This window comes from Flagellimonas sp. CMM7, assembly GCF_021390195.1.
Taxonomy (GTDB): Bacteria; Bacteroidota; Bacteroidia; order Flavobacteriales; family Flavobacteriaceae; genus Flagellimonas.
On sequence record NZ_CP090003.1, the window covers coordinates 3,396,083 to 3,422,845 of the forward strand.

At 38.1% G+C, this 26,763-nt stretch carries 18 protein-coding genes and 1 pseudogene; 3 read left to right on the forward strand and 16 right to left on the reverse strand.

Annotated features, from left to right (window positions below; all coding sequences use genetic code 11):
• Nucleotides 1-381: 381 nt before the first annotated feature.
• The 8 genes from LV704_RS15280 to LV704_RS15315 form a co-directional block, all read right to left on the reverse strand.
• Nucleotides 382-12,777, reverse strand: a complete 12,396-nt coding sequence (locus tag LV704_RS15280; RefSeq protein WP_163422888.1) for a T9SS type B sorting domain-containing protein — start codon at nucleotides 12,775-12,777, stop codon at nucleotides 382-384.
• A 486-nt stretch (nucleotides 12,778-13,263) separates the two neighbouring features.
• Nucleotides 13,264-13,803 (reverse strand): site-specific integrase, encoded by a 540-nt coding sequence (locus tag LV704_RS15285; RefSeq protein WP_163422887.1) that lies wholly within the window; start codon nucleotides 13,801-13,803, stop codon nucleotides 13,264-13,266.
• A 138-nt stretch (nucleotides 13,804-13,941) separates the two neighbouring features.
• On the reverse strand, nucleotides 13,942-14,754 hold the full coding sequence (locus LV704_RS15290) for an SDR family oxidoreductase (RefSeq protein ID WP_163422886.1): 813 nt from the start codon (nucleotides 14,752-14,754) through the stop codon (nucleotides 13,942-13,944).
• 1 nt (nucleotide 14,755) lies between these two features.
• Nucleotides 14,756-15,631 (reverse strand): SDR family oxidoreductase, encoded by an 876-nt coding sequence (locus LV704_RS15295; protein ID WP_163422885.1) that lies wholly within the window; start codon nucleotides 15,629-15,631, stop codon nucleotides 14,756-14,758.
• Nucleotides 15,632-15,737: 106 nt separating this feature from the next.
• Nucleotides 15,738-16,793 carry a bestrophin family protein gene (locus LV704_RS15300; protein ID WP_163422884.1) on the reverse strand — a complete coding sequence of 352 codons (1,056 nt, stop codon included), beginning with the start codon at nucleotides 16,791-16,793 and terminating at the stop codon, nucleotides 15,738-15,740.
• A gap of 7 nt (nucleotides 16,794-16,800) precedes the next feature.
• Nucleotides 16,801-17,709 carry an AraC family transcriptional regulator gene (locus LV704_RS15305; protein WP_163422883.1) on the reverse strand — a complete coding sequence of 303 codons (909 nt, stop codon included), beginning with the start codon at nucleotides 17,707-17,709 and terminating at the stop codon, nucleotides 16,801-16,803.
• A 324-nt stretch (nucleotides 17,710-18,033) separates the two neighbouring features.
• Nucleotides 18,034-18,321 (reverse strand): hypothetical protein, encoded by a 288-nt coding sequence (locus LV704_RS15310; RefSeq protein WP_163422882.1) that lies wholly within the window; start codon nucleotides 18,319-18,321, stop codon nucleotides 18,034-18,036.
• 34 nt (nucleotides 18,322-18,355) lie between these two features.
• Nucleotides 18,356-19,075 (reverse strand): DUF4437 domain-containing protein, encoded by a 720-nt coding sequence (locus LV704_RS15315; RefSeq protein WP_163422881.1) that lies wholly within the window; start codon nucleotides 19,073-19,075, stop codon nucleotides 18,356-18,358.
• Between the two features lie 28 nt (nucleotides 19,076-19,103).
• Here LV704_RS15315 and LV704_RS15320 point away from each other — a divergent pair.
• Nucleotides 19,104-19,556, forward strand: a pseudogene (locus LV704_RS15320) (TraM recognition domain-containing protein); the annotation flags it as partial.
• A 63-nt stretch (nucleotides 19,557-19,619) separates the two neighbouring features.
• Here LV704_RS15320 and LV704_RS15325 read toward each other — a convergent pair.
• From LV704_RS15325 to LV704_RS15345, 5 genes are all read right to left on the reverse strand, one after another.
• Nucleotides 19,620-19,949, reverse strand: a complete 330-nt coding sequence (locus tag LV704_RS15325; protein ID WP_370636034.1) for a DoxX family protein — start codon at nucleotides 19,947-19,949, stop codon at nucleotides 19,620-19,622.
• Nucleotides 19,950-20,016: 67 nt separating this feature from the next.
• Nucleotides 20,017-20,472: an SRPBCC domain-containing protein gene (locus LV704_RS15330; protein ID WP_163422879.1), complete on the reverse strand. Its 456-nt coding sequence runs from the start codon at nucleotides 20,470-20,472 to the stop codon at nucleotides 20,017-20,019.
• The gene (locus tag LV704_RS15335) at nucleotides 20,469-20,795 is read right to left on the reverse strand and encodes a helix-turn-helix transcriptional regulator (RefSeq protein WP_163422878.1); all 327 of its coding nucleotides are present in this window, start codon (nucleotides 20,793-20,795) and stop codon (nucleotides 20,469-20,471) included. Before LV704_RS15335 ends, LV704_RS15330 begins: the two co-directional genes overlap by 4 nt.
• Nucleotides 20,796-21,093: 298 nt before the next feature.
• A complete protein-coding gene (locus tag LV704_RS15340; protein WP_163422877.1) occupies nucleotides 21,094-21,735 on the reverse strand; it encodes a peroxiredoxin-like family protein in 642 nt (213 codons plus the stop codon).
• Between the two features lie 3 nt (nucleotides 21,736-21,738).
• Nucleotides 21,739-22,206: a YHS domain-containing (seleno)protein gene (locus LV704_RS15345; protein ID WP_163422876.1), complete on the reverse strand. Its 468-nt coding sequence runs from the start codon at nucleotides 22,204-22,206 to the stop codon at nucleotides 21,739-21,741.
• A gap of 99 nt (nucleotides 22,207-22,305) precedes the next feature.
• Between LV704_RS15345 and LV704_RS15350 the strand changes: the two genes are divergently transcribed.
• Nucleotides 22,306-23,217, forward strand: a complete 912-nt coding sequence (locus LV704_RS15350; RefSeq protein ID WP_163422875.1) for an AraC family transcriptional regulator — start codon at nucleotides 22,306-22,308, stop codon at nucleotides 23,215-23,217.
• Nucleotides 23,218-23,360: 143 nt separating this feature from the next.
• Here the strand turns inward: LV704_RS15350 and LV704_RS15355 are convergent, their stop codons facing one another.
• Together LV704_RS15355 and LV704_RS15360 are read right to left on the reverse strand one after the other, a co-directional pair.
• Nucleotides 23,361-23,756 (reverse strand): putative quinol monooxygenase, encoded by a 396-nt coding sequence (locus LV704_RS15355; protein ID WP_233782062.1) that lies wholly within the window; start codon nucleotides 23,754-23,756, stop codon nucleotides 23,361-23,363.
• Complete coding sequence (locus tag LV704_RS15360) at nucleotides 23,753-24,352, reverse strand: nitroreductase family protein (protein ID WP_163422874.1); 600 nt, start codon at nucleotides 24,350-24,352, stop codon at nucleotides 23,753-23,755. Before LV704_RS15360 ends, LV704_RS15355 begins: the two co-directional genes overlap by 4 nt.
• A gap of 100 nt (nucleotides 24,353-24,452) precedes the next feature.
• On the opposite strand from LV704_RS15360, the gene LV704_RS15365 reads away from it, so the two are divergent.
• Nucleotides 24,453-24,806, forward strand: a complete 354-nt coding sequence (locus tag LV704_RS15365; RefSeq protein ID WP_233782063.1) for a helix-turn-helix domain-containing protein — start codon at nucleotides 24,453-24,455, stop codon at nucleotides 24,804-24,806.
• 62 nt (nucleotides 24,807-24,868) lie between these two features.
• Here LV704_RS15365 and LV704_RS15370 read toward each other — a convergent pair whose 3' ends face one another.
• Entirely contained in the window at nucleotides 24,869-25,996 is a 1,128-nt protein-coding gene (locus LV704_RS15370) for a tyrosine-type recombinase/integrase (RefSeq protein ID WP_163422873.1), read from the reverse strand.
• Nucleotides 25,997-26,763 lie beyond the last annotated feature (767 nt).

Genomic DNA, 26,763 nt, shown 5'->3' on the forward strand with positions numbered 1-26,763 from the left:
TTTTGGCCAGAAATTGGACAATGTAGCGTCGCTTTAGCGCGCTACCCTCTCGCTATTCCCCCTTAGTTTAGCATTCATAGTTTTCATAGAGATATTTAGTTAAATTATTGCTTTATGTTTATCATTGATCTTTAATCGGGGAATACTCTCCATAATTGTCAACTATGACCAAACTGATAAGGGTGAATTATGCGCTATTCAAAGCCCTGTCTTAGTTTGTTCTCAAGTCCTTTATCGGTCATTTTCTAGACAGGAATCAGATAGCGATCCAGATGCTTCTTACATGGTCAAGATTCCAGGGATAATCCAGAAGACGCCATAAAATCTGCCAAACCACAGATATAATTATTATCAAATGTTAGTTTTGGAATTCAATTTACTCTACCTATATAATGTAAAATGACCCACAAATTCTCGTTGGTCTTGTTCACCATTCAAACGAATGATATACCAATAGTCACCTGTGGGCAATTCAGAAAGCTGGTACATTCCATTCCAGCTATCCTGGTTGCCGCTAAAGAAGAATAAGGTCCTTCCGTATCGGTCAAATATCTTTATAAAGATGTTAGGATACTGATCTATATTATCAGGAGCCCAAGTATCGTTTAATCCATCACCATCGGGTGTGAAGAATTTTGGAATTTCAATATCGATAAACTCCATAAATATCTCCTGGCTTATACTACAGCCATTTTCATCCGTTACCGTAACTGTGTACACTGCTGTTTCGGTAATATAGAAGGTATCTTCAATACCAGTTGGGTCATCATTTATGCTAAAGGTGTAGTTTCCTGAACCACCTGTTGCCAAAGCATCTATTTGATTGATTTCACCTTCTCTGAGTTGTAAGGTCAATTGTTCAAATATGGTTACTTCAAAGGACATGGTGTTGATACATCCGTTATTGTGCAACACGCTAACAAAATGCTCACCTCTAGATAGGTTTTCAAACACAGGTTCTAGTTGCATCTGGGATGTGTCACTGGTATCCAAACCATATAATACATCTCCAGTAACCGTTTCATCTTCAAAAACCACTTGGATGCTATTTGAAGTAAATCCATTTCCGTCGCATTCATATAGCACTTCTACTTCTCCTACTAGGTTAACACCGTTTTCGACTTCAAAAATTTCGGAATATTCACATCCATTGGCGTCTCGTACAAAAATAACATGGGTTCCACTGGCCAGGTCATTGTATTGAGTCACATCTTGGGCAAACTCTGAATCCAAATTGCTATCAAGGGAAGTGAAATACGGCATTGTTCCTCCTGTAATTTGTAGTGAAATAGTTCCATCGCTGCTATCAAAACAGATTTCATCGGTAATGGTAGAAACCACATTTAGAGCTTGAGGTTCGGTAATATCGAACTCAACCAGTTCAAAACAACCATTTTCATCTTGTACGATGACTTGGTAGCTTCCTGGAGCCAGTTCGTCAAAGGTGTTTTCGGACTCAAACTGATTAAGGTTTGGTGAAATTGCATATTGATATATTCCACTTCCTCCTTGTACTGCCAACGAAATACTTCCATCCTCAGTCCCGGAACAAGTAACATTGGATATGGTGGGGTCAACCACAAGTACTTCAGGTTCTTCAATTATGACCTCTTCCGATACCACTTGGCAATCTTCACTTTGCACTCTTACGAAGTAGGAACCTGCGGGCAAGTCTAAAAATTTACCTGTATTTTGGTTCGGACGGATTTCATTGGTCAAAGCCAAATCTGTAAATAGCGCATATTGGTAATTTCCAAGACCTCCATCAGCTTCTGCATCAATAAAGGCATTGTCCTCACCATTACAGGTAACAGCAGCAGCAGATGTATCCAATGCAACCGTTAAGGTCTCAATAGGTTCTAAACTCACCTCATTGGAAATGGTAGAAACACAATTGAAACTATCTCTGATGTAATACTGATGCGTTCCGGCTGGGACATTAGTGAATAAATGTGTATCCGTGGTAACTGTTTCATTCATGGTGTTGAATGTAGTTCCATCAATACTCCAAGTATACGGAGCTGTTCCACCCGATGCAACCAATAACAATTCTGCATTGGTATTACATCCTAAAGTCTGATTGGTTACCAACAAGGCAGCCACATCTGTAGGTTCAACAATTTCCACAATATTGGTTTCATACGTACAGCTCATATCATCCAACACAGTGACGCTGTAGAAACCAGCACCTAAATTGTCAAAGTTCTGACTTGTTTGAGAATTGGAAGCGCTCAATAAAATAGTTCCCGCTGTATCATTGTAGGTGTTTAAGATATAGCGATAGTTGGTAGTTACATTCCTTGGATTAACCGCTACTGAAACAGATGCGTCCTTATCTCCTTGACACACTAAGTTGGTGTTGGCAATAGACCCCGTAATTGGGTCTGGTACCAACAGCTCAAAGGCATTTGGAAATGGCACGGTACATCCTAAGTTATCTGTAACACTTACTGAATACTGCCCAGCGGTCAAGTTTTGGAATAAGTTACTATTTACAGAATTCACCGTGGTGGTTACCGCAGTTCCATTATGAGTCAATGCGATGGTATATGGAGCGACTCCACTCGCAGGGGCAATCAACGCACTTCCCTGTTTATTTGAGCATCCCACATCGGTCAAGTCTATAGGATTGAGGGTTATTGATGCCGTAGGCGTGGTAATGCTAAAAACTCTTTCCTGAGTACAATCTGGGAACGCATCTTGAATAACCTCAACCACATAATCTCCGGCTGCTACGTTTATAGCTGCCGTAGGACCTACATTGGCTGATGTACCGGTAAGTATGGCCGGACCATCATCAGTCCTATCTGCTGGCGTACCATTTGTATCATAAAGATTCCAGGTAAATCCAGAAGCATAGGTGGCATCTACCAAGGTAAGACGTATGCTACCGGTATCACCAAAACAAACCACATCACCAAGCTTTTCAACGAGTACGTCAAATGTGTTTGGCTCATCCACTACATGGGTGATGGTCAATTCACATCCGGTATTCACATTTAGGATTCCAAAGGTATGGTTGCCAGCAGGAAGGTTCGCGAATACATTGGACGCTTGATAGGTTAAAGAAGGTAATTGTCTAAACTGATAGTTACCTGAGGCAAAATTTGTCAAACTTCCCGTTACATTAATTGTGATATCCTCACCATGATTTGAACAGCTTATCACATCATCAACGGTGATTGACGTACTAATTAGCTCATCAAAAGCAGGTATGTTCACCAATTCTTGAGCGAAGCAGCCGTTTGAATCCACAACTCGTACTAAAACATCAACGGCTGCGTAATCTGTACGAGTATATACTGGATTCGTCCCAGTCTCCAACACACTACTGGTTGCATTATCGATAAACTCATATCTAATATAAGTTCCGCTACCTCCAGCAATAGTAGTTTCATCAATTGTAATGGTAGCTAAATTGACCGAATTTCCAGTGGTACATCCGAAAGGAGAAACGTCAACGGGGTCAAATGATATGATGTTTGGTTCGCCAATAGGAATATTACTTATAGTCGTTGTACAACCGTTCTGTCCCGTTGCTATTACTTCGTAGGTTCCTTGAGGCAAGTTTTCAAAACTATTTGTAGCCGCATTGAATGTGGCAACATTAGGGTTTAATGTATAGCTCAGCGGACTAATTCCGTTGTTATTTTCGGCGATAGCAATTATACCATCACTAGCACCCGAACAGCTAACATCTGTTGGAGTAGGAACAAAGCTTGGCGCAAGGGCTGGTGGTACTTCAATCACGAATGCTCTTGAACATTCGGGACCTGAAGTAATATTGTCATAAACCGTTACCGTGTACGTATCTGCTACAGTCGCCAATACCGTAGTTGGATTTAGAGTCAAAGATTGTCTTGAAACCAAAGTTCCCAAAGTTCCAACCACTTCATATTCATAGCTCCCTGAACCGCTTGTCACCTCTATACGTATCTCAGCCTCATTTCCTGCATCACAACCCAGAACTTCTGCCAATGTGACCGTAGCCTGTAGTTGCGGGTCAACCGTTACTGAATCTGTGTCGGTACAACCATTGCTATCAATAATACTTACAGCGTATGTTCCCGGAGGTACATTGTTAAAAACTCCACCATTATCCACATAATTAGCACCCCCCTCTAAGGAATAGAAAATCTGTGTCACAGCACTTGTTGCGGTAACAGTTACTGTGGCTGGATTTGCGCAATTGTCCACAACAACGCTGTCAATGGTCGGGTTTGCCGTTAATGTCAGGGAAACATAGCCCAATTCAACAGAACAGCTATATTGGTCAGATACTGCTACCCTGTAACTTCCTCCTGGGGAGTTAGGGGCAACCTCTAAAGGATTATCCGAAGTGGATGAAGTGACCAAAACGTCATCTGTTAAATCCAGAGGGGTATTGTTGATGTCGTGGTATAAAGTATAGATATAGATGCCGCCGCCACCTGAAATATCAGGAATCTCAATGAGTCCTGGTCGATCACACGTAATGTCCTGTAATACAGCCGGTGTACCCGTTATCGCATCCAATTCTTGTAAAAGTTCATTTTCGGAAGCACTGATACAGCTTGCTACTACTCCATCCATTTTAGCCACTTCCAAGAAATAACTCCCTGCACCCAAAGTGTTGAATGTCAACGTTTCTGGGGCGGAAAAAGGAACGTTACCTCCACTATCGCTCACCAAAACAGGTGTTCCTGTCGCTACGTTATAGAATGACCACTGCATTTCAGAACCTGGAGAAACTGTATTTTCAGTTATGGTATATGTTATGCTCCCATTATTCGCACCAGCACAGGAAGGTGTGATGGAAGAGGTGATTTCCAGTGGAACCGTAATAATGTCGTTTACATTTACGCTACTTTGACGTACACAGCCGGTAGGTGCGGCATCGTCCCTTACGTAGAAGCTATAGGTCCTACCTGGAACCAGACCGGTAAACGTATGTGTAACGTTCAAGGCAAGCTGTGGAGTCCAAGTTGCTGTACTTGGGTCAAAGTTGGTCGGGTCATCGTTATAGGTGTACTCATAGGGCGCCGTACCGTTCTGTCCCCTAACGGTCACCTGTAGCTCGTTACAGTTCACGATGATGGGCAGGATAGTGATGTCAAGATCATCCAATGGATATGGGATGATGAAGGGTGGGAAGTCCGTCTGGCAGACAGTGTTCCCCAATCCGCCCACTGTTCGCATGGAAGGGTTCACGGTATCCCCGGAGTTGTAACCGGTAAGGCGGTCCGTAGTGCCCGGAACTGAATTGTCCCCGGTCCAGGTCAGACCTCCATCGTCACTGAACTCTATGGTTCCCAAAGTGGTTGGGTATGCCGTGAACTCAAAACCGAAATCATTGATGTTTCCTGTACAATTGGGCGGGGTCACCCCTCCAATTGTGGCGGTAAGCTCATCTGGATTGTTGATGGTGACAGGAGTATCGCTCAAACTACATCCATAAACATCTGTTATTGATATCGTATAGTCTCCTGGAAGTAGATTGAAAAAGTCATACGTATTAGTCAAAACGTTGGTAACCGTTTGGTCTGAAGCACCCGCATTGTCCAAATCAATAATTTGAATGGTATATGGTCCATCACCGGCTGTTATGCTTATGGCAATTGAACCCAATCCATCATGACATTCTGGGTCCGTTGGTGTTGGCGTAAATGCTAAGGTAGGTGCATCATTTACCGTAACGGACTCCATGTATTGACAGTATGGCGCAGTTCCAGAATTGTCCCGGACATATACATCATAGCCTCCTGCTGCTCCAGATGTTACCACAAAGGAATTGGCTGCTGCAAAATCCGAATCAGCTATTGTAGAACCAGTGGTCAAGAAGGCATAGTTATAGCTTCCATCTCCTCCAGATGGTGTAACGGTAATACTTCCATTACCACAACTGGTAACATCCAATACATCAACCTGGGCTGACAGTACTGGAGCGATTACTACAGTTTCAATACTAGAAACACATCCTAACACATCTGAAACCTCAATGGTATAACTGCCATCTGCAAGATTTGAAAACGTATAATCTGTATCTGTTGTAGGGGTGGGTGCTTGCCATGCTCCGCCATTAATTCTAAATGTATAATCACCATTACCCGCTGTAACACTTGCTGTTATCGTGGCATTGTTGGTTCCATCATAACATGCAGTAGCCGAAGTTGTAAACGTAATCGCTTGGGGGGCAACCACTGCTGCAGGAGTCGTTGTGATTTCGGAACATCCATTAACGTCTTGAACACGAACTAGGTAATTCCCTGCAGCTATATTCGCAAATGTGCTGCTATTTTGATATGCGACAATAATACCTCCAACAGTATCTTCCAATTGGTATTCATAGGCTGGGCTTCCTCCGGTCGCCGAGGCCTCCAAGGTCGCACCTGTATTAAAACAAGTAAACTGGGCCGTAAGCGCTAGAGCTGGAACTATTGACGTTGGTTGGGTTAAGGTAGCACCAAAACTTGAGGTACAGCTAGTATCATCCGCCTTGCGAATCTCTACCGTATACGTTCCATCACCTAAGCTGGCTGCCGTAGTAACAGGAGATGAGGTTTCAGGTATCCAAGTTGTTCCTCCGTCCAAAGAGTATTCAAAACCAGCAACAGCATCAAAATTAGTCACCTCAAAGCTTATGGTGCCATCAGTTGCACCATTACAACTTGGGTCCACTACATTCAACAATTGACTAGTAAAGGTTCGGTCTGGTTCAACAACTACAATAATATCTTGAGTCTTTTCACATATTTCTGGTAATTGAACTACCTGAATATCATCCAATATCAAGTCATTACCGTCATTGCTGTTCACATTGGACCTAAATACAATATCAATATCTGTATTGGCGGCAGGATTAAAAGTAATTGTACGATTATGCCAATCTGTATTTCCAGTATTTTTAGAAATTTCAGGAGCTACCTCACTATGAATCAATGTTCCTGTATTATCAAAAATTTCTACTATAACTTCAGGATTATTTCCTACGCCCGTAAGGTTCATCAGGTTATACGCCCAGAAGCTCAGTGAGATTTCCTCGTTGGGCAATACTTCCAAATCACGCTTGGCCCAAAGAATGGAATTCAATACAGGATTACCCGTATCTGAAAACGTACTTACATCTATTGCTAAGAACCTACCATCGGTTAGACCGGTGTGGTCTTGTGGGTTTGTCCAAAAAGGAACTGGATTGGTAACCAGATTCGTTACGGTGTATTCACCATTTACCAAAATTCCAGCGGGTCCTCTGTTACAATTCGTCAAGGAACCATCCTGGGGTTCATAACAATAGTCGGTGCCAACTTCTGCGATTTGGGTAGTGGGTCCTGCACCGAAATCCTCAAAGAAAATCGTGCTCTGGTTAGGTGCAATACTGCTGGAATACCCGACAGTAATCGTTTGACTACCGTCCGAAACACCTGTAAAAACGTTATTGTTAGCTGGAGTGTTTGCAGTGGCATTTAGACTGTATGTATAGGTAAAATCCGTAGTGTTCGAAGTAGAAACGGTAATGGATGCTGTACCATCACAGGCATAGTCTACGGCCACGCTCAGATTTGGGTCGGCAACCGGGGTGGGAACCGTCAAATCCATATCATGTGTACACCCTAAAGCATCTCTAAGAACCAGTTGATAATTTCCCGGCGCCAAATTTCTTTCGCTATTGGTATCAAAATTGCTTCCGCCATCAAAGCTATATTCATAAGGTGCCTGTCCCCCACTTACGTTCAGTATTTTAACCCTTGCGCCTGTTGGACTACATGAAGCATCTTCAATAATTGCTGGTGAAGCATTCAATAGGAAGGGTTGAACAATTTCGTAATCGAAGTTTCCCATACAAGCAGACGCTCCACTACCCCCTGAATCCCTTATGGTGATGGTGTAGAAACCTGCGGGAAGATTCACAAATGTATCACTACTCTGATAGGTAGTACCTCCATCCAAGCTATATTCATAAGGAGCTGTTCCCCCAGTCACAGAAACTGTTAGTGAAGCCGTAGCAGAATCAGCACAAACAATTCCACTATCCGATGCCGAAATGTTCAATCCCCCTGGTTCATCGACACGAACACTATTGGAGATTGTGGAACAACCATTATCATCAAAAACAATGAATTCGTAATCCCCTTCCTCATTAGGGAAATAGGTCGCAGGCGTTCCCCGATAACCAAACAAAAAGTTTGGATTCGTTTGCAAATTAGCTAAAGGTACATCGGCTGGTGTAGCATACAAATCCACACCGTCCTTGCTCCAAATTGCCATTTGATAATCAGGATTTGGAGTACCCCCATTTGGAGTAAGTGTTACAATACCAGCGGTACATGTAATATTTTCAGTATTAAGCGCAACCAGAGTTAGCTCTGGAATTTCGCTTACCGTTATGTTTTGAGTATCTGTACAACCATCATCCGTTGTAGTAATTACAGTATAATTTCCCGGGTTTACATTGGTAAATGTGTGAGTATTATCTGGAGAGGCAACCCGATTGTCCATAAAGGTGCCTTGGCCGCCATTACTACCATCATCAAGTCTTAGCTCGTAGTTGTAGTTGGGCAGAACATTCAATGCCTGAACAGATATAGTTCCCAGTTGGGTACAATCCGCTGGGGTTTCACTTAGGTCAACCTGAAAATTTCGTTCAAGTATTCCGATTTCCTCCGTTTCGAAAATACAGCTTCCTGGAATTGGGTCTCCAGTTACAGGATTTAACAGAGTTACTTGAACAACGTATGTTCCTCCCGTGTTTATATTGAAGTTAGGGCCATTATTACTAGAAAATGGCACAATAATATTATCATTGGAAGCATCGACCAATTGGAGTCCGTAGTTAGCTCCTAAGTTGGTAATTCTAATATTACCGTCTGCACTACATAAGATGTCCGTAGCAGTATGGGTGATATCCAATGTATTCTTAAACACATTAAAATAGAAACGGCTAAAACATCCATTCTGGTAATTAATTACCACTCTGTATTTTCCGCTATCTGTTAGGGTGTAATTATCTTGGGTTACAAGGGTGTTCCAAGTACATGAACTATTCGTATTTGCACAATCATCACCCGCATCCGCACAACTCGCTTCATCAAGCCTTTGCCATACAATGCTTTGGGCATCAGTTATACCCAGCTGAATGGTGGGTTGATCGTTTTCACCGCACAAGAATATTTTAGGTAGAAGACTTCCGTCAATAGCACAGGTTGCAATTTCACCTTGTAAATCGTTATCAGCATTTGCATCGGAATTCACTTGATTGAAGTAGGAAATGATTGGATTTGTCTGTGTAGATCCAAATCGTTCCACCGTAATTAGTTCCGTTAAATCAGGACAGGTTCCACCTGAGTATTTTTCTACGATATAATTTCCAATATCTGTTACGATAAGTGTACTTGGGTTGGCATCCGGGTCACCATCGTTCAAAATAGTGTCTCCTCCATCAATTTGGCCATTACCGTTGTTGTCCAAAGCCCAATTGTAGGTAGTAAATCCTGAACCAGCGGTTAGCACTACATCATCACCACATAACTGGACCGTTCTTGCCTGACCACAGTTTGCCAGGTCATTCAAAATATTATTACCGGCAACTTCAGGTATCGTATTACATGGAAAGTTGGATGAACCAGGCTCATCTGTAAATACGGTCGGATTGTTTACACCTTGAAAGGTGGAATATGCCAAATTTTCTAAATCAGAAGAACAGGCATCTACAAAATCCGAACAGTTCCCTGAAATGGTCACAGTAATACGAATAAAATACTGCGGGTCGCCTATTTGGACCAGATTATCAGGAACTTGGAACGTTATTGTATTGGTCCCTACATCATGGGAATGGGTAGTTCCCAAAGCATTGGAAACATCAACATTGTCCAAAGTCACGTTGGATGGCAAAACATTTCGGATGGTATAATTCGTGGCATTGTCATCACCCGTATTCTGAAAACGAAGTACGTATTGGAAGGTATCTCCCAAGCTTACTCCTTGACCATTGATTTCAACCCCTCCAAGATTTTCTGAAGTATTACCCAGAATGATTTCCGGAGCTAATACTTGAACGTATGAAGCTACGGTTGCCGTACCATCCGAAGAATCAACTGCTGGAACTCCAGCCCCATATTCTCCACCATCTCCACCGTCAGCATTATCGTCTTTATAAAACTCGTTAGCATCACTACATCCATCTCCATCACTGTCCAAATCCAAATGATTGGGAAGGCCATCTGAATCGGTATCGCAACCTGCAGTAAGCAAAGAACCTTGCATATTGGTAGAGCCAGCAACCGTTTGGCCAATAACGATGGAATTGGTCCCAGACGTATTCCAGCTTGTCACATTGGCAGGGGTAGTCAGCGTTAGAGGTTCTAGCGGTCCATTGTTGGTTCGAGTACCAAACAATTCAAATTGTCCAGCCTGATCTATTACTACACGTAGCAGAGGACTACCTTGGGTTCCCGTCAAGGTCCAAATGTCCGGATTACCTCCTTGTCCATACCCACTTCCGTCTTCAAATAGGGCTGTGTTTCCTGGTTCTCCATTCTGTAACTGAATTTCTCCAGCAATATCATTTCCATTGATTTGGAGATTAAATGAATTATCAACACTGAAAATATCAAGAATTAAATAGTCATCCGAGGTGATTAAATCGCTGGTATGGAAAGCTCCACTTGCAATATTGAAAAGAAGCGTATTACATTCATCTCCATCATAAACCCCATCATTATCATCATCTAAATCCGTGATGTCGTTTACATCATCATTGTCAAAGTCATTATGAACAATTATTTTGGCTGAAGGCTGGTCTTGAGTTAAATTGGTGTCTAACTGATCTTGAGTATTGGTAGCTGTATTTGTAAGGCTTAGAAATGGCAGGGTATTTATTTCGTCAGCCTGAACCTCTAATTCCAAAATGGCCACATCACCACCACCCAAGGTTCCAATATTCCATGTGTTGCCACTCCAGCTCCCGGTAATGGTAAAAGCTGATAAAAAGGTAAGTCCGGCTGGAATATCATCCGTTATCTGTAAGTTGGTGAGTGGGCCTAAGCCTAAATTTTGAACTCTAATTGTGAATGTGGCTGTCTCGCCTTCCATAATTTCAGGTCGGTCCACAGTTTTCTGGACATAGACATCTGGGTCACAATAAAGTGCTTGAATCGCATTACTATCGTAGGTACAAGGTCCTTTTGTACCTCGTAAGAAGAATTCACCTGCCCCCATAGGTGCATAACTAGGACTATTAGCACCAGGTATGGCTTGACCGTTCTCAAACCATTGAAAAGCATCAAAATTATTACTGGTAGCCTCAAAAATCTCCGATCCCACAAAACAACCGCTTCCCCCGCGAATTTCGAGAGTAACCTCTGGAAGGGTGTCAAAACCAGAAAAATAGCCAGCCACCCCACGAGCTCCGTTAAATCCAAAGAAACCAACGGCCATGGGTCCAGTAGAATTTACACTCACATTGCCATTAAGGTTTGGGATATAAAAGGTTTTCCAATCTGTGGAGCCTACCACTGGATTTGAAGCAGGTAGTGTAACCGATCCATTTCCATCAGTTACCACAATGTTTGCATCCGGTGTATTAACTGCTGCAATAATGGTCATCCCACCCGTTACCGTGGTACCTGCCATATTGCGGATATCTGGAATATTATCCATAACATCCGGTAGCAAACAGTTTACAGGGGCCACAAAGTTAAGTCCCTGAGTATAGACCTGACTTGCACCGGCCATACATTGGTAGGCGTAAACGTCCTTTGAAGTTTGAAGCAACATATTGGCTCCAACCGTATTTGATGAATAGAAGGTACTGGGAACCTGAAAATAGTCACCGTTGTTTATTGTTGCGATGGGTGTTGCACCTCCGTTGACAAAAATTTGCGTATTGTCAGCCGTAGCAATTACTAGGGGGAATTCTGTAAGGCCGTTCGTACCTCCGTTACCTCTAATGAAGACATATTCTTTTCCTAACCTATTCTCTGGAACTGGTTGGTCAATTCCCGCATCTCGATTACTTGCCCCCGCTTGACGACCAAAATTGATGGAACCATTGCTAATAACAATGTCCTTATCGGATTCAATAGTCGCGCCAATCCACCCATCTTCATGAGCTTGCGTAGGACTGTTACCGATATAAGTTTCAAAAACAAAAGATTCATGTGCATCTAAAGTAACCGTGTATGTATTTGCCGTTATCCCTGCTCGGTCGTTCCTTACCCTAAACTCACAATCAGGGTCATAGCCATAAAGTTGAACTGTGGTGTTATCTTCAGTGGCCATGATTCCCAAAGTGTTGGATTTTGAAGGATGCGACCCAAGGTTAGGAACACCTCCCCATTTGAATCGAGTACCAAGGGCCTGCCTACCCTTTGCTGTCAAGGATGCCGCTTGGGCGCTTGAATTACCCCGATAGTTTACATAAAATCGATTCCCACTGGGAGACTCAAAACGTAGACCGCTATTACTTAAAACAATACCAGTGTTAGCATTATTGACCAAGGTGATATTGTTATCGCCGTTCCCCAAAGTCCAAACTGCCGGACTCACGTTCGAAATATTGAAAGTAGCCACTGGAGCAGCATTGGTACCTTGATAAGCGTTTACCGTAAATGTAGTAGGTTCGGGTGTGGAGAGGTAAATCGCCTGCTCACGTATTCCTGCATTGTTTTGACCCTGTTTTAGAGGGGGTAAATAATGAAGGTCACTTAACTGAGCGTTTACAAAAGAAGAGACAAAAAGAAATACAAATAGCAAACCCAGCTTATGCAAGGTTTTACTTGATAGGTCAATAATTCGGTCCATTTGGGGTGGCATTTGAAGTTATTCCCAACAAAAAAAAAAGCTTTTATGGTGATTTCCAGATATTTGTTGTTAGATGCAATGGATACCTTGTCAGAATGGTAGAATTTGTTGTCAGACCCAAAAAAACTGGTGTCTTGGGAGGTGAAGTATCGTTTTTATTGTAGTTTTTCTCCGACAAAATGGCCACTTCGCAGGTCTTCTTTAGTTATTTACCAAATCTATAGTTAACAGTAAAAGTTGGTCATCCAGACTTATATCCTTTTGGTTTTTCAAAAGCCCCATTCTTCGAAAAGCTCCAGAACAAGATCAATTAAAATGGCCAAAACAAAAAGACCAAGATATAACATCTAGGCTTTTTCTTTAAGTATCTTGGGTGGGAATCGAACCCACACTCCCGAAAGAACTGGATTTTGAATCTATTGCCTAACGCAAATATTGAAACCAAATATAAATTAACAAGTTATTATTGATTATACTTATAAATAATTACAAAGAGGATATCAGTTTTTTGTTATAGTCATCCAGCAGGTCACTGGGTAGCGATTTGAGATAAATTTGTGTTGTGTTCAATTTGCTATGCCCTAGCATAGCAGATATAGCTTGCAATGGAACATCATTTAGCATGGCCTGGGTTGCAAAGCTGTGGCGTGAAACGTAGGTTGTAAGCTTTTGCTCAATACCGCATATTTCACCGATAGTTTTCAAACCTCTGTTGTACCGTTGACGTTCCCAAGAGATTTCTCGTTCTTGTAATGCAGGATTTTCTCTTTTGATGACGGGAAAGATGTAATCTTCTTTCGATTTTCCCTCAAGATAGATTATGAGTATTTCCGAAAGCTGATCAGTAATTTTTATATCATATAATTTGCCAGTTTTCTTTCGTCTGAACTTGATTCGTCCATTGATGATGTTACCGACTTTTAGGTAAGCCATATCCGTAAAGTTCATACCATAAAGTAGAAAGGAGCAAATGAAGTAATTACGGTATCGGAAGAGAACCATATCCTTGGGAAGTTTTAAATCCATTATTTTTCTGATGTTCTCAATTGATAGTGCTCTCTTTTCCGTAGGGACTTGCTTGATAGTATAGTGGGTAAATGGATAGGCTTCTCGTTCTATTAACCCGGCCTTGATTCCTAATACACTTTGTTAGCTACCGTTTTTTTATTTTTCCATTTGACTGTTCATCATTTCAAAAAACTCTGTATCTGTCATTTTCTTTCTTGCGTCTAGTAAGTAATCTGCATCATCCCCTGCTCGGTATCTCAACTGATTTGTTCCATCAGTTACTGAATTGTAAATTACTTCTGCAACCAAACTTGGTGGTGAAACTGTGTTGTTTGGGTTCTGCCATTGTTTCATTAAGGCGTTTATGATAAGTTGATAATCTTCAATATTTCCCGATTGAAAATCGAAAGAACGTCCACCAAAGTCAGTCGCAATGAATCCAGGTTCTACAACCTTAACTTTAACACCAATTTCTTTCATTTCATAATGTAATGACTCTGATATCCCTTCTACGGCAAATTTAGTTCCGTGATAGAGTGAGCCCAAAGCAAAAGTCATTTGTCCGCCAATTGAAGATATATTAACAATAACGCCATCTTTATTTGCTCTAAAATGTGGAATGATAGCTTTTGTTACGTCCATTAATCCAATCACATTGGTATTGAATTGCTTAATGATATTTTCTCTCGGGAAAGATTCCAAAGGACCGTAAGCCCCATAACCTGCATTGTTAAGAAGGGTATCAATTTTTCCAAACTTTTTGATCCCATTTTGAATTGCCACATGAATGGATTCTAAATCCAAAACATCTAATTTTTCTGAATGAACATTCTCTAATTCTTTTAGCTCATTTTCTTTTTCTGGTGAACGCATTGTGGCAATTACATTCCATCCTTGTTTTTGAAAATGGATGGCTGTGGCTTTTCCGATTCCACTACCTGCACCTGTTATTAAAATCGTTTTGCTCACCTTAATCTTTGTTTAGGGTTAGTAAATTGTCTACTCCGTTGGCGGTGTAGATAGCTTTTGTGGTTTCATTCAGTACTTTATTGTAGTTTTCTATACCTTCTTTTAATCCTGAAAAATCTACAACGGTTCTAAATGGCTTTTCACCAAATGGTGTGTTTACCAATCCAACTACAGCTTCTGCAACTCTTTCTGGTCGTTGTTCAGGAATGGACTCGACATAAGCAACGTAACCGTTTAATGCAGTTTCAGGAAGATTAGCCATTTCTCCATATTGCGTTAATCGTTCTGTATCACTTGGTGTTATCATACCTCCCATAAAGCCTGTTGGAAAACCACCTGGTTCTACAATGCAAGATTCTATTCCAAAACCTGAAAGTTCAGCTCTGTATCCTTCGGCTAAAGATTCTAACGCATATTTTGATGCAGAGTAGGAAGCTAGAAAAGGTGTTGTTACCCTACCAATACAGCTAGATGTATGAATCATTGTTCCTTTTCCTTGTTGTCTCAAATGAGGTAAAACGGCTCTCATCAGTCGTTGAACTCCAAAAACATTGACTTCAAACATTTTTTGGATGTCATCAGTTGTAAAACACTCCAAAATCCCATTTGCTCCAATACCTGCATTGTTGAAAACGGTATCTATGCCGTCCATTAACTCAATGGCTGAGCTTACGCAAGAATTAACACTTTCTTCATTGGTAACATCCATTTCAGCTAATGCAACACCTTTTGCTTTTAAAGCATTGGCGATTGCTTCATTTTTTCCTTGTATAGAACGCATTGTTCCTACAACTTGATGCCCATTTTCTGCTAATTGAATACAAGCTAAACTGCCAAAAGCTCCACTTGCCCCTGTAACTAAAATTTTATGTTTCATCTTTTTAATTTTAATGGTTTGATGAAACAAATATCCTACAGCTATGGATGTTAGCTTAACACTAAAAGAGGGAGGTTAAACACAAATCGCTGAAAACCGAATTGAATTAGAACTGTGTATTAAACTTCACTTCAAACTGATTGGGAATATCGTCATTCTCTTCATTTAAATTTTGACGTAAATCGATTTCGATACCTCTAGCAATAGTTGAAATGGGCACATCATTGGCGGTTCCTTCAAAAGGATTGTCTCCTGTTCTACCTATTCTTTCCATGGTGTGGAATATCCACGCAACAATCACATAAATTGGGATGCTAAACCAAACAAAAAGCGCACTTATTAAAGGTTGTGTATCTGTAAATTCTTTTGCAATTTCAGCAAATTGAGGTACTAGTGCAAGAGGAAGCAGAAGGACAAAAATCCACATAAAAAACCGATTGAGTGTAGCGAATTGCCTGGGATATGGAAAGTTTTTAATTCGTTCACTTTTACCTTGATGGGTGAATAATTCTTGAAGAATATTTTCTAATTCCAAAAATGAAAATTCCCAAATTACACCTTGCTCTTTGAGTTTTCTTAAATGTTGTGACTGCAAATACAGTAGGGCTGTCTGCTTATTATCCTTACTCATTACATAGTCATAATCACTTTCAGAAATGTATGGTTTTATATCAACATCTATAGAAGAGGACATTTCTGGAGGGCTTGTGTCCCATTCTCGATTGGATTTATGTTTCATGAAAAACTCCCATGGTTTTGGGGCTCGCATTGAATGACGTAAGGCTGTCATCCAAGCGATATGACGGTAGGTCAGGGTTTTAATTTCTTGTTGAATTTCTTCTTCTGACAAAGGGCTCTCAAGGTGTTCATTGGTTACCATGTCCTGCGTATACATTCCAAAAGTACGAGAAGTGTTTACTATACCTCCCCAAATTTTTCTTGCTTCCCAGATTCGACCATAAGTAGCATTATTTTGGAAGCCAACAACAAATGCAACAGCAGTACCAATTAGAGCTATAGGAGTCCAAGGTATTTTTATCCACTCAATTTCAAAAAAATGATAGATAGACACCCAGAACAAAATAACTCCAAGGAAAAGAAAAGTTTCGTAGCGTGTCCACCAAGCCATCTCAAGGGGTGAGTATGTTTTTTTTATGTACATAATTTTTTTAGTTTAACTGTCTGTATTCTTGAGGTGTTTTACCTGTTTTCCGTTTGAATAATCTTCCGAAATAGTGAGGGTAGTTAAAACCTAAAGTATAGGCGATTCCACTAATTGAATCTGTAGAGGTAAGTAATAGGTGCTTTGCTTTATCCACTAGAAAATCATTGATATGGTCTTTGGCTGAACGTCCTGTTTCTTTTGTTAGAAGGTCGCTCAAATAACTGGCAGATAAATGACAATGGTCTGCCAAATATTGAATGGTCGGCTGTCCTTTTTCTATTAGTTGATTATCTGAATAATACTCTTTTAGTAATAATTCTACTTTGGAAACAATGTCAATGTTCCTTGCAGAACGAGTATTGAATTGCCTTTCGTAAAAACGTTTGCTGTAATTGAGTAACAGCTCAATATTGGAAACCAAGACTTGTTGACTGTGATTGTCAATACGTTCTTTGATTTCATCCTGAATAAGTTGAACGATTTGAGTTAGCGTGTTTTGCTCATTTTCGGAAAGGTGCAATGCTTCATTTACTTCATAGTTGAAGAAATTATATAAATCTATCATTGAACCAAGAGTCGTGTTTCTGATGAGGTCAGGATGGAAGTAAAGCATCCAACCTTTCACTTCGTTAAGTGCTTGAGGCTTCTTAACAGTAATGACTTGTTTCGGTGCAGTAAAAATTAGAACACCATCATCAAAGTCATAAGAATTTCGTCCGTAATCAATTCCACAGCTTGAATCCTTGAGAGCAATGCAGAATAAGTCAGACGAAAACCGTTGCCCTACCGTTTCTTGTCCATAAGCAAGCTTGTGAGTGTCAAGTATCGTTATCAAAGGGTGTGTTGGTTTGGATAAACCGAATACAGACCTGATTTCTGTGATTGATTTTGAATGAATTATGGATTCGCTCATTTTTATTTTTTGACAAAATTAAAGAGACCTTTCATGGTTCATTAACACAAATCGCTGAATGAATAGCACGTTTTGGTTGTAATGGTAGTTTGAGTTGATTCTTTAAGATGCATTGCAACGTAGTTGCGCAGATTAAAGTTCACCGCAGGTGAATTGACTTGAACGGTTTTGTGTATGGTTAGTTGCGAAATTAAATTGGATACTATCGATATGTAAATTACAAAATAAAAAGTAATAGCGACTTGAATGATTACTCAAATCGCTATTACTTATACACGTTGTTGTGTGCTGTTTTTTTCTGTTCAGTTTTATCTGAGTTGATTTTTATGAAACAGAATATACTCGTACATCAGGATTAGCTGTTAAATAAGGTTTTAATTCCTCAACAATATCTTTGGCAAATAAATTACTTGAGAGGTAAGCACTTGCGTTTTCTGTATTATCAAAAGTATGAATAACCTGTACATCTTCAGCTCTTACCAGGAGTTGTTTTGATTTTGCACCTTTTATTCGGTCTAAGAAAGGTTGCTTGTATTTTGAATAAACTGCAGCAGCTGATTTCCTGTTACCAGAATCTATTTTTAATGTGATTTCTAAATATGCGTTTGGCATGATTTCTATATTTTAATATTAGACTAATTATTTATTATTGTTGAATGAAGTCAAAATTTTCAGTTTGAAAAATAAACACAACACAAGGTTCTTCTGAATCTTCAGAACAACGTGTAATGTGTTCTTGTTCGCCAGGTTGATACCAGAAGCTTCCTGCTGGTAACCGTTTTGGATTTGTATTGCCATTCACAGGATTTTCAACAATCCCTTTTACAACGATCCCATGATATGTATTTGATTGTGTATGAGATACTGTTTCTTCACCAACTGGAATTCTTACGAATGTACCATGTGCTCCATTTAGCATACCCTCTACAGTAGCTGCTTCTATAGCACCACCATTAATTCCAGTAGTGAATTCACCAAATTTAATTTCATTTGTCGCGATCTGCACTTCAGTTGGAAAACTTGGTAATACTGAAGTGTTTTTTGAAGAAGTTTTACAAGCTGTGATAGTGGTTACTATAATAACCAATGATATCATATGTTTTTTTATTTTCATTTTTAATGTCCCATCATTTTTATTGATTATATCCTTAGTTATTAAATTACAGATATTTGCAGTTTTGCCATTAATTTCTAAGATTTCATCTCCATAAGATAATTTGTTTTTCAATTCTTCATCCCATACGAAGCCAACTATCAGTTTTTCGTCTTTCAGAGTTCTAGTAAATCCAAAGTCAAGATCATTTAGATTTCTTTTACGAGAGTTTGGTTTAAAATAAAATCTTTTGTGTTTAAAATCAATCGTCATTATTCCATATTCAAGTAGTTCTGCTCCAACCCTTAGAAGTTATGACATTAGTACTATATATGTAATGCAAGACAAGATTCAAAACGATATGCTCTATGGCGAGAAAGCAAGTAAAGCCATATTGAGCAATCTATCTTATCAGTTTTTTGGAAAGGCTAACGATCCCGATACCGCCAAATATTATGAGCGTTTTTTTGAGATTATCAAAAACCCAACAAGAAGTGTAAGTAAGGGTACCGGACTCTCATGGGGAGCTAGGATTACTAAAGGAGAAAAAGAGGTTCCCAAGCGCAGGGCAGAAATTTTCTTTCGGTTGAAGCAAGGGGAGTTCGTAGTCTTTGCTGACGGAAAAGATAAAAGAATAAGACTCAAACAACCGAAAATCCTAAAACAAAAACCCCAGACAAAACTTTTATTTACGCAAGAAGAGCTATCTATAAATCATCAAAAGATATATCAGGATGTCACGGAAATAAAATAAAACTATATCAATTGTGAGCATAAGGTACCTGATACGCATCCCTAATAATGCCATAGGGGTATTTTAGTACATCCTTCTTTCTAAAAAGTGATTTCTTTCTTTCAGTCCCTTTTTCCAAAGAGTATATGACGTTAAAAGTAAAATCAATGCAATAGGAGGTGAAAAGTAGTCTGGAACAGGTGCATTAATCTCTGCTAATATGGCTAACAAAAAAAGGAATAAAAACCCTGAATAAGACCATTCTTTTAAGAGTTTAGATTTGTTTGTCCAAATTGCGATTAACCCTAAAATTTTTACAGTCATCAATGGTATGATTAAGTAAGTTGGAAAACCAATTTCTGCAAATCTTTTTGTGAATTCAGGATTGAATATACTATATGCCAATTGTCGCAAGCATCATCAATGTAAACAAACTTGTTGCAATTAAATAAATAACTTTCTTTGTCTTAATAGCCATTCTCTATTTAATTAATGTGTCTAATATCGTTTCTAATCTGTCCAATGCAGAACCCCAACCATTATAGAACCCCATTTCTTCTTGCTGTTTACAATATTCAGGTGTGGCGTGAATTACGCTAAAAGTAAATTTTGTTTTATCTCCATCTGCTTCAAAGTAAGTTTGTAGCTCTACATTTTCAGTCATAGGCTTAAAGTCAGCAGAAGTAATTATCTTCTTTAGTTCTTCAATTTCTTTATAAATTCCTTCAGAGATGAATTCATTTCCGTCTGGCATTGGCATTGAATATTTCCATTTTCCGCCAACCTCAAAATTATGCTCAATAACTTTTATATCCATTCCATTCGGTGCCCACCATTTTAAAATGTGTTCCAATTGTGTCCAAGCATCCCATACTAATTCTACAGGTGCGTTAAATGTTTTCTCAATCGTTAAAGTTCTGTTCGCTAAATCACTCATTTTTTACCGTTTTTCGTTTGTATTTGATTAATGTAATTTTCAAAGGAATCTATTCTTTCTTCCCATAATTTATGGTATTGTTTTATCCATAGAAAGGCAGGGATTAGTTTTTGTGGTTTGATTAAACATAAACGCTCTCTTCCTTTTTGATTAAAATCAATTATTCCACATTCGTTTAATATTTTTAAGTGTTTAGAAATTGCTGGTCTGCTGATTTCAAACTTTTCTGCTACTTCATTTACGCTTAAAGTATCCTTTGCAAGTAATTCAATAATATCTCTTCTTACTGGGTCTGCAATCGCTTGGAAGACATCTCTTCTCATAATTTGTGTAACTAACTGGTTACAAATATATATGTAATCGTTTAGTTACGCAAATATTTATATAAAAATAACTTAAGTGTTGAATTCTGAGGTTAGAGCACATTTCTTTTTGGGCGGGAGTGCTTAGCACGGAGCAAAAAAAGTCAGCTTCAGCTGAATGTGCTCTAACGTTTTCGTATATGAAAAGTCGTGAATCTAGAGCACTGACCATCCATACTAAAACAAAACTACAGAAAAGCACAAGTATTGATGACTTGTGCTTCAACCGCTATTTTTTATATACAGTGTTACCCAACGTTTATTTTAATTCTGTAAGATATTCTTTAGATTCTGTTCTTTCCATCCAGTTTGGATTTACTGATGCAAATACAATCTCATTATTGCTGTTTACCACAAAAGTTGCAGGAACAGGTAATTCAAAACTTTCATCTCCATTATGGGCAGGAATATCCATTTCAAACGCTTTATGAATAGATCTTAGAGATTCCGTTAAAGCAAAAGCAATTCCAAATTGTTTGGCAACTTCATTTCCTTTATCAAATAGAATTGGATAATCAAATTCATTCTGAGATATGATTTCAGCTGATTTCTCTGGTAGTTGAGGAGAAATAACTACTAAATTAGCACCTGAACTTTTAATTTCACTAGTATGCTTTTGTATGTGTTTAAGTTCAATATTACAGAAAGGACACCAATTACCTCTATTGAAGCTGATTACTAGATCACTTTTTTCTGCAAGGGAGTTTAAGCTAACAATAGTCCCTGCCGAATCTTGTAATTCAAAACCTGGCACTTTATCTCCAACTTTTAAAACAGTATTCATTATACCACTTTCGGCTAATTTTCCAATTTCTGCCCCCATTGTTTCCAATACTTCTTGAGGTACATTTTCAGACATTTGTTGAACAAATACTCCTAATTCTTCTTTTAGACTCACCATAATTTACTTTGATTTTAATGTTTTCCAATTTGCTGCTGCCATTTTTTCCATTTCAGCTTCGTTGTTATTCCAAGGAACTATTGTGTTAAAAGGTTTTCCTTCCCAAAAATCATTATAAAACAAATACAGTTTTCCATCGTCAATTCTAAATGTTTCAGGATTAACAGGAACTTTTTTGCTCATTTTGGCAACAGCAAATGCACAATACCCATCAAATTGAGGTAAATATTTACTTGGGTTTACTTTGAATGTTCTAAGGTTCTCTGCATTCACGAAGTAATAGGTTGCACCATTATGTAGGGCTGAATATTCAATACTACCTTTTTCAGCTGTATTTGTTGTGAAATAATTTACGACATCATACCCTTTGTTAGCTAGCTTGTTTTCATCTGTGTTAACACTTTGTGCATTTACACTGCTCATACCCATAATGACCATTCCTGCCACTATCATTTTTTTAATTACATTCATCTTATTTTTGTTTTAAATTAATAATGACACAAATTTATCTTCATTAATAGAACGAATTGTATCAAATAATACATTAAATTTGCTCAATAATACAATATTATGGATGTGCTAAGTGATGTTTTGTCAAAGGTTAAACTATCTAGTGTAGTTTATTTTAAATCTGATTTTTCAGAACCTTGGGGAATGGATATTCCTAAAGGACCATTTGCCCAATTTCATATAGTTACTAAAGGTCAATGTGTTTTGAAAACTAAGGGTAAATCAATTCAGTTGTTTACTGGGGATATCGTAGTTTTCCCTTTTGGAGCAAGCCATTGGTTGGCTAATAATGAAAATAGTAAACTTTATCAAGGAGAGGATGTGGTGAAAGCAATCTTATCAGGTAAGTCTCTATTTGAGGGAGATAAACTATCTACTACTTTAGTTTGTGGACATTTTGAATTTGATAAAAATTTAGACCATCCTTTTATAAAGGAGTTACCGTCTATTATTCATATTGATGATACTGATTTAAAACAATATTCTTGGTTGAAGAACATTACTGATTTAGTAATTGAAGAAGCGGAAAAAGAACAATCAGGAAGCGGTGTTATTATCAATAAATTGGGAGAAATCTTGTTTGTACATACTTTAAGAGCCTTTATATTAAAAAGCAAGTCTGTAAATGGATTTATTGCAGCAATTCAAGATGAGCGAATAAGCAAGGTTTTAAAAGAAATTCATACCTCTCCAAAAAATGATTGGCAGTTAGAATCATTAGCACAAATAGCAGGAATGTCTAGAACGAGTTTTATCAATAAGTTTAAGGTGTTAATAGGAAATACACCTTTTAATTATTTAACTCAATGGAGGCTTTTATATGCAAAAGAATTGTTAAAAGAAAGTAATAAATCAGTTGGGGAAATAGCAGAAGAAGTTGGTTATCAATCTGAAGCGGCTTTTAACCGTGTTTTTAAGAAAAATGTTAAGCAAACACCTTTAAAATTCAGACAAAAAACTCTCATTTCATAATGTTGGGTAACGGTCTAGTGTATGAGTAGTAGCGGGTTTTAGGTACTACTTTTTCAGGTTACAATATACTTTAATTAAACGAAAAAGCGGTTCAAGTTTCCACCTAAACCGCTATTGCTTATACACTTTGTTGGCAACTGGCTTTAATCTATTTGAGTCATTTCATTCAATACAAACTCTTCAACTGCTCCATCAGTCGCTTTCATATATTCTGCTAAATGAGTGTTGTTCATATGGGTTTGCCATAATTCTCTACTTTCCCAGTTTTCGTAGAATAGAAATAGATTTTCATTTTCATTGTCTTGGTGCAAGTCATAGTTGATACAACCTTTTTCCGCTCTTGTAATGTCAATTAGTTTTAAAAGTTCAGATTTTACTAAATCTCTTTTTTCTGGTTTAGCCAAAATTCTTGCTACAATTGTTAATTTTTGATTACTCATAATTTCTGTTTTTGTATTTTCTGATTTATTTTCTTTTGTTGGATTTGCACACATTATAAAAAGCATACTTATCCCTAATGCGAGTACTGTTTTCCTCATATTGTTTCTATTACTTTGTTAATATCTCTTCTTGATTTTGGTTTTTTATTTGGTTGGTTAAAATCATCCTTATCTCTATAACCAATGGCTACTGCCATAAGTGTTGCATATTCTGTTTGGTTTAAAATTTTATCATAGTTTTTTGTTTCAATTCCTTCCATTGGTGTTGCGTCAATTCCCATTTCGGCACAAGCACTTAAAAACACACCCAAAGCCAAATAAACTTGTCTGTCAAACCAAGATTTGATTTGCGCATCCGTTTGAGGTTTTATAAACTCTTTGAAATAATTAACTGCTCCTTCTGGAAGTTCATTTTCAATTTGCCTTTCGAATAGAGTAATGTCATTAATTCGACTAAAAACAACAACAGTATCACTATCAAGAACCTTATTTCTATTTAGCCAAGATACTTTAGAGAGTTTTTGTTTAGTTTCTTTGTCAGAAACAAAAATGAATTTCCAAGGTTGGCTGTTTATTGAAGAAGGACTTAATAATAGAATTTCTTTTAGTTCTTGGATTTCGCTAGTTGTAGTTCTTTTTGTCGAGTCATACTTTTTAGTCGTATAACGGTTTTTCATTGAATTTAAAAACTTCATATTATCGCTGTCTTAATTTTACTATATAAATTATAGTTGCAAAACTATGTATAGTATTTTATCTTTGCAATAACGGTCAAAAATGATAGTATAATTTTTTATGGAAAAAATGGAACCAAAGATGCTCAAATTCAGAGGTAATGAATATCCTTGCTGTGCAAGTTTAACAATGGGAATTATTGGTGGAAAATGGAAGACAGTTATTCTTTTTCATTTGATGAATCAAAAATTGAGGTATAATGAGTTAAGAAAATCAATGCCTACAGTGACTGAAAGAACATTAAGTTTACAGTTAAAGGCAATGGAAGAAGATGGTTTGATAAAAAGAAAAGTGCATACTTCAAAACCGCCTTTAAAAGTTGAATACTCGCTCACGGATTTCGGTAAAACTTTAATTCCGTTAATTCAGTCTATTGCTGATTGGGGCGATTTAGTTGTTGAAAAGTATTCATAACAGTTCGTTCAGCTTGTTGCCAACAATTGTATATGATTATTGATCATATATCCATTATACGCCTAAGATAGTAAATCTTCGATTTTCATGAACGACCTGTCGGCCACATGGGTATATATTTCAGTTGTTCGGGTAGAGCCATGTCCCAGTAAAAGTTGTATGTGTCTCATATCAGTGCCCTTTTCTAGTAAATGGGTTGCAAAACTATGCCTGAGCATATGAGGAGTTACCCTTCTGTTGATCCCCGCTTTTTTGGCAGCATTGACGATGATATTCAATACGCTTGATGTACTGTAACTTTTCCCGTTCACTCCCTCAAAAAGAAAGTTTTTTGGTCTATATTCTTTGAAGTATTGCCTTAAATCATTCAAAGTATTTTTACTCAGAACCGTCAAACGATCTTTGCTTCCTTTGCCCTGCCTTTCACGAACCATCATCCGTTTGCTGTCAATATCACTTGGTCTTAGTTGCAAGAGTTCATTTCTTCTTAAGCCCGAAGAATAAAGGAGTTCAACAATGCATCTATGTTTTAGGTTGTTGGTATTCTTTATGATACCAAGTATTTCATCTTTGGAAAGTACATCTGGCAAACATTTCTTCTTTCTCGATCTTTCTATTGAATAGAATCTATTGGGCATACCATTGACCACTTCGTAATAGAACTTTATGCTGTTCAATGCTTGGTTGACATAAGAGTTTGATTTGCCATCCCTTATCAATTTTTGAAGGTACTCTCTAATTTCATTCTCATTGATTTCCAAAGGTTCTGTTTCTTTAAAATGATTTATGAAAGCTTCAAAACAATTCACATAGGCTCTTACTCTATTGTTGGAATAACGTAATATCTCCAATTTGGAAAGGTATTCTTCAGGACAAGGTTTTCGGTCAGCACCTAATTTTCGATTTCTGAACCATTCTACATCAACTTTAGGATTGTCGTTATGCAACTTCTTTATAGCGAAGAAATAGTTCCCGTTTACCCATACCTCGCCTTTGAAAATTTTAAATATGTGCTCAAGGTTTGGTTTGGTGTTGGGTAGGTAGTGCATATTGAATTCTACTGACCATTTCATTCCGGGAATAGAATCCACTAAACCTTGAATGACTTTGTCAGAGGAAAACTGTAGCCCGATTTTTCTTTGGTTTTCGATTAATAGATGTTTAAGAGTAATACTTCTTCCTTTGTGCATAATTGTTCGTTTGTAGAACAAATTCCTAATTAAAAATGATTTAATCGTATCTTAAACGAATAATGTTCGAATATACGTTCGATTAATTTTATAAATTCATGAGGTTACAAAAGGTTTGTTTGTACTGTAAAAAGGAATTGGTTGGGCGTACTGACAAAAAATATTGCAATCTACATTGCAAAGCGCTTATCAATACCAAAAGATAAGAGAACAGCCAGAGAGATTCTATAACAAGGTGGATAATCAATTACGTCTGAACAGAAGACTTTTAAAACAGTTTAACAAAGTTGGTAAATCAGTAGTCAGATGCGAAACGCTATTGAAGTTAGGTTTCAATCCAAAGTTTTTTACCCATTATTGGAAGAACAAAAGGGGGGGAGGCTTACCTTTTTGTATACGAGTACGGTTTTTTGAAAAAGAAAGAGAACACAAAGGACAAGTATATCTTGATTACTTGGCAAGATTATATGGTTTGAAAACACTTAATGCTTAAGTATGTTACCTCATATTAAATAAGTATCTTTATTCCATAAAAGACTATATCATTTACATTAATAAGTGCAATACGGTGTACAGCTTTTAATTAGCAAGGTAAAGTATTGGATTACAGTTATATAAAATTCACGTTGTAGGACTGTCATCCCGACACTGTTTTTTTAATTTACAGGCCCTATCAATCTAACCTTTTTATTGATAGGGTTTTTTTTATTCCCTCCATAATGAATCTATAATTCAACACTATAAGGATTTTGAATTTTTGATGGACA

What these genes read in the sequence shown, in the direction of transcription:
- LV704_RS15280 (WP_163422888.1), bottom strand. Translation starts at nt 12,777, where the DNA reads ATGGACCGAATTATTGACCTATCAAGTAAAACCTTGCATAAGCTGGGT.
- LV704_RS15285 (WP_163422887.1), bottom strand. Translation starts at nt 13,803, where the DNA reads ATGGATTTAAAACTTCCCAAGGATATGGTTCTCTTCCGATACCGTAAT.
- LV704_RS15295 (WP_163422885.1), bottom strand. Translation starts at nt 15,631, where the DNA reads ATGAAACATAAAATTTTAGTTACAGGGGCAAGTGGAGCTTTTGGCAGT.
- LV704_RS15300 (WP_163422884.1), bottom strand. Translation starts at nt 16,793, where the DNA reads ATGTACATAAAAAAAACATACTCACCCCTTGAGATGGCTTGGTGGACA.
- LV704_RS15305 (WP_163422883.1), bottom strand. Translation starts at nt 17,709, where the DNA reads ATGAGCGAATCCATAATTCATTCAAAATCAATCACAGAAATCAGGTCT.
- LV704_RS15310 (WP_163422882.1), bottom strand. Translation starts at nt 18,321, where the DNA reads ATGCCAAACGCATATTTAGAAATCACATTAAAAATAGATTCTGGTAAC.
- LV704_RS15315 (WP_163422881.1), bottom strand. Translation starts at nt 19,075, where the DNA reads ATGACGATTGATTTTAAACACAAAAGATTTTATTTTAAACCAAACTCT.
- LV704_RS15330 (WP_163422879.1), bottom strand. Translation starts at nt 20,472, where the DNA reads ATGAGTGATTTAGCGAACAGAACTTTAACGATTGAGAAAACATTTAAC.
- LV704_RS15335 (WP_163422878.1), bottom strand. Translation starts at nt 20,795, where the DNA reads ATGAGAAGAGATGTCTTCCAAGCGATTGCAGACCCAGTAAGAAGAGAT.
- LV704_RS15340 (WP_163422877.1), bottom strand. Translation starts at nt 21,735, where the DNA reads ATGGTGAGTCTAAAAGAAGAATTAGGAGTATTTGTTCAACAAATGTCT.
- LV704_RS15345 (WP_163422876.1), bottom strand. Translation starts at nt 22,206, where the DNA reads ATGAATGTAATTAAAAAAATGATAGTGGCAGGAATGGTCATTATGGGT.
- LV704_RS15350 (WP_163422875.1), top strand. Translation starts at nt 22,306, where the DNA reads ATGGATGTGCTAAGTGATGTTTTGTCAAAGGTTAAACTATCTAGTGTA.
- LV704_RS15355 (WP_233782062.1), bottom strand. Translation starts at nt 23,756, where the DNA reads ATGAGGAAAACAGTACTCGCATTAGGGATAAGTATGCTTTTTATAATG.
- LV704_RS15360 (WP_163422874.1), bottom strand. Translation starts at nt 24,352, where the DNA reads ATGAAGTTTTTAAATTCAATGAAAAACCGTTATACGACTAAAAAGTAT.
- LV704_RS15365 (WP_233782063.1), top strand. Translation starts at nt 24,453, where the DNA reads ATGGAAAAAATGGAACCAAAGATGCTCAAATTCAGAGGTAATGAATAT.
- LV704_RS15370 (WP_163422873.1), bottom strand. Translation starts at nt 25,996, where the DNA reads ATGCACAAAGGAAGAAGTATTACTCTTAAACATCTATTAATCGAAAAC.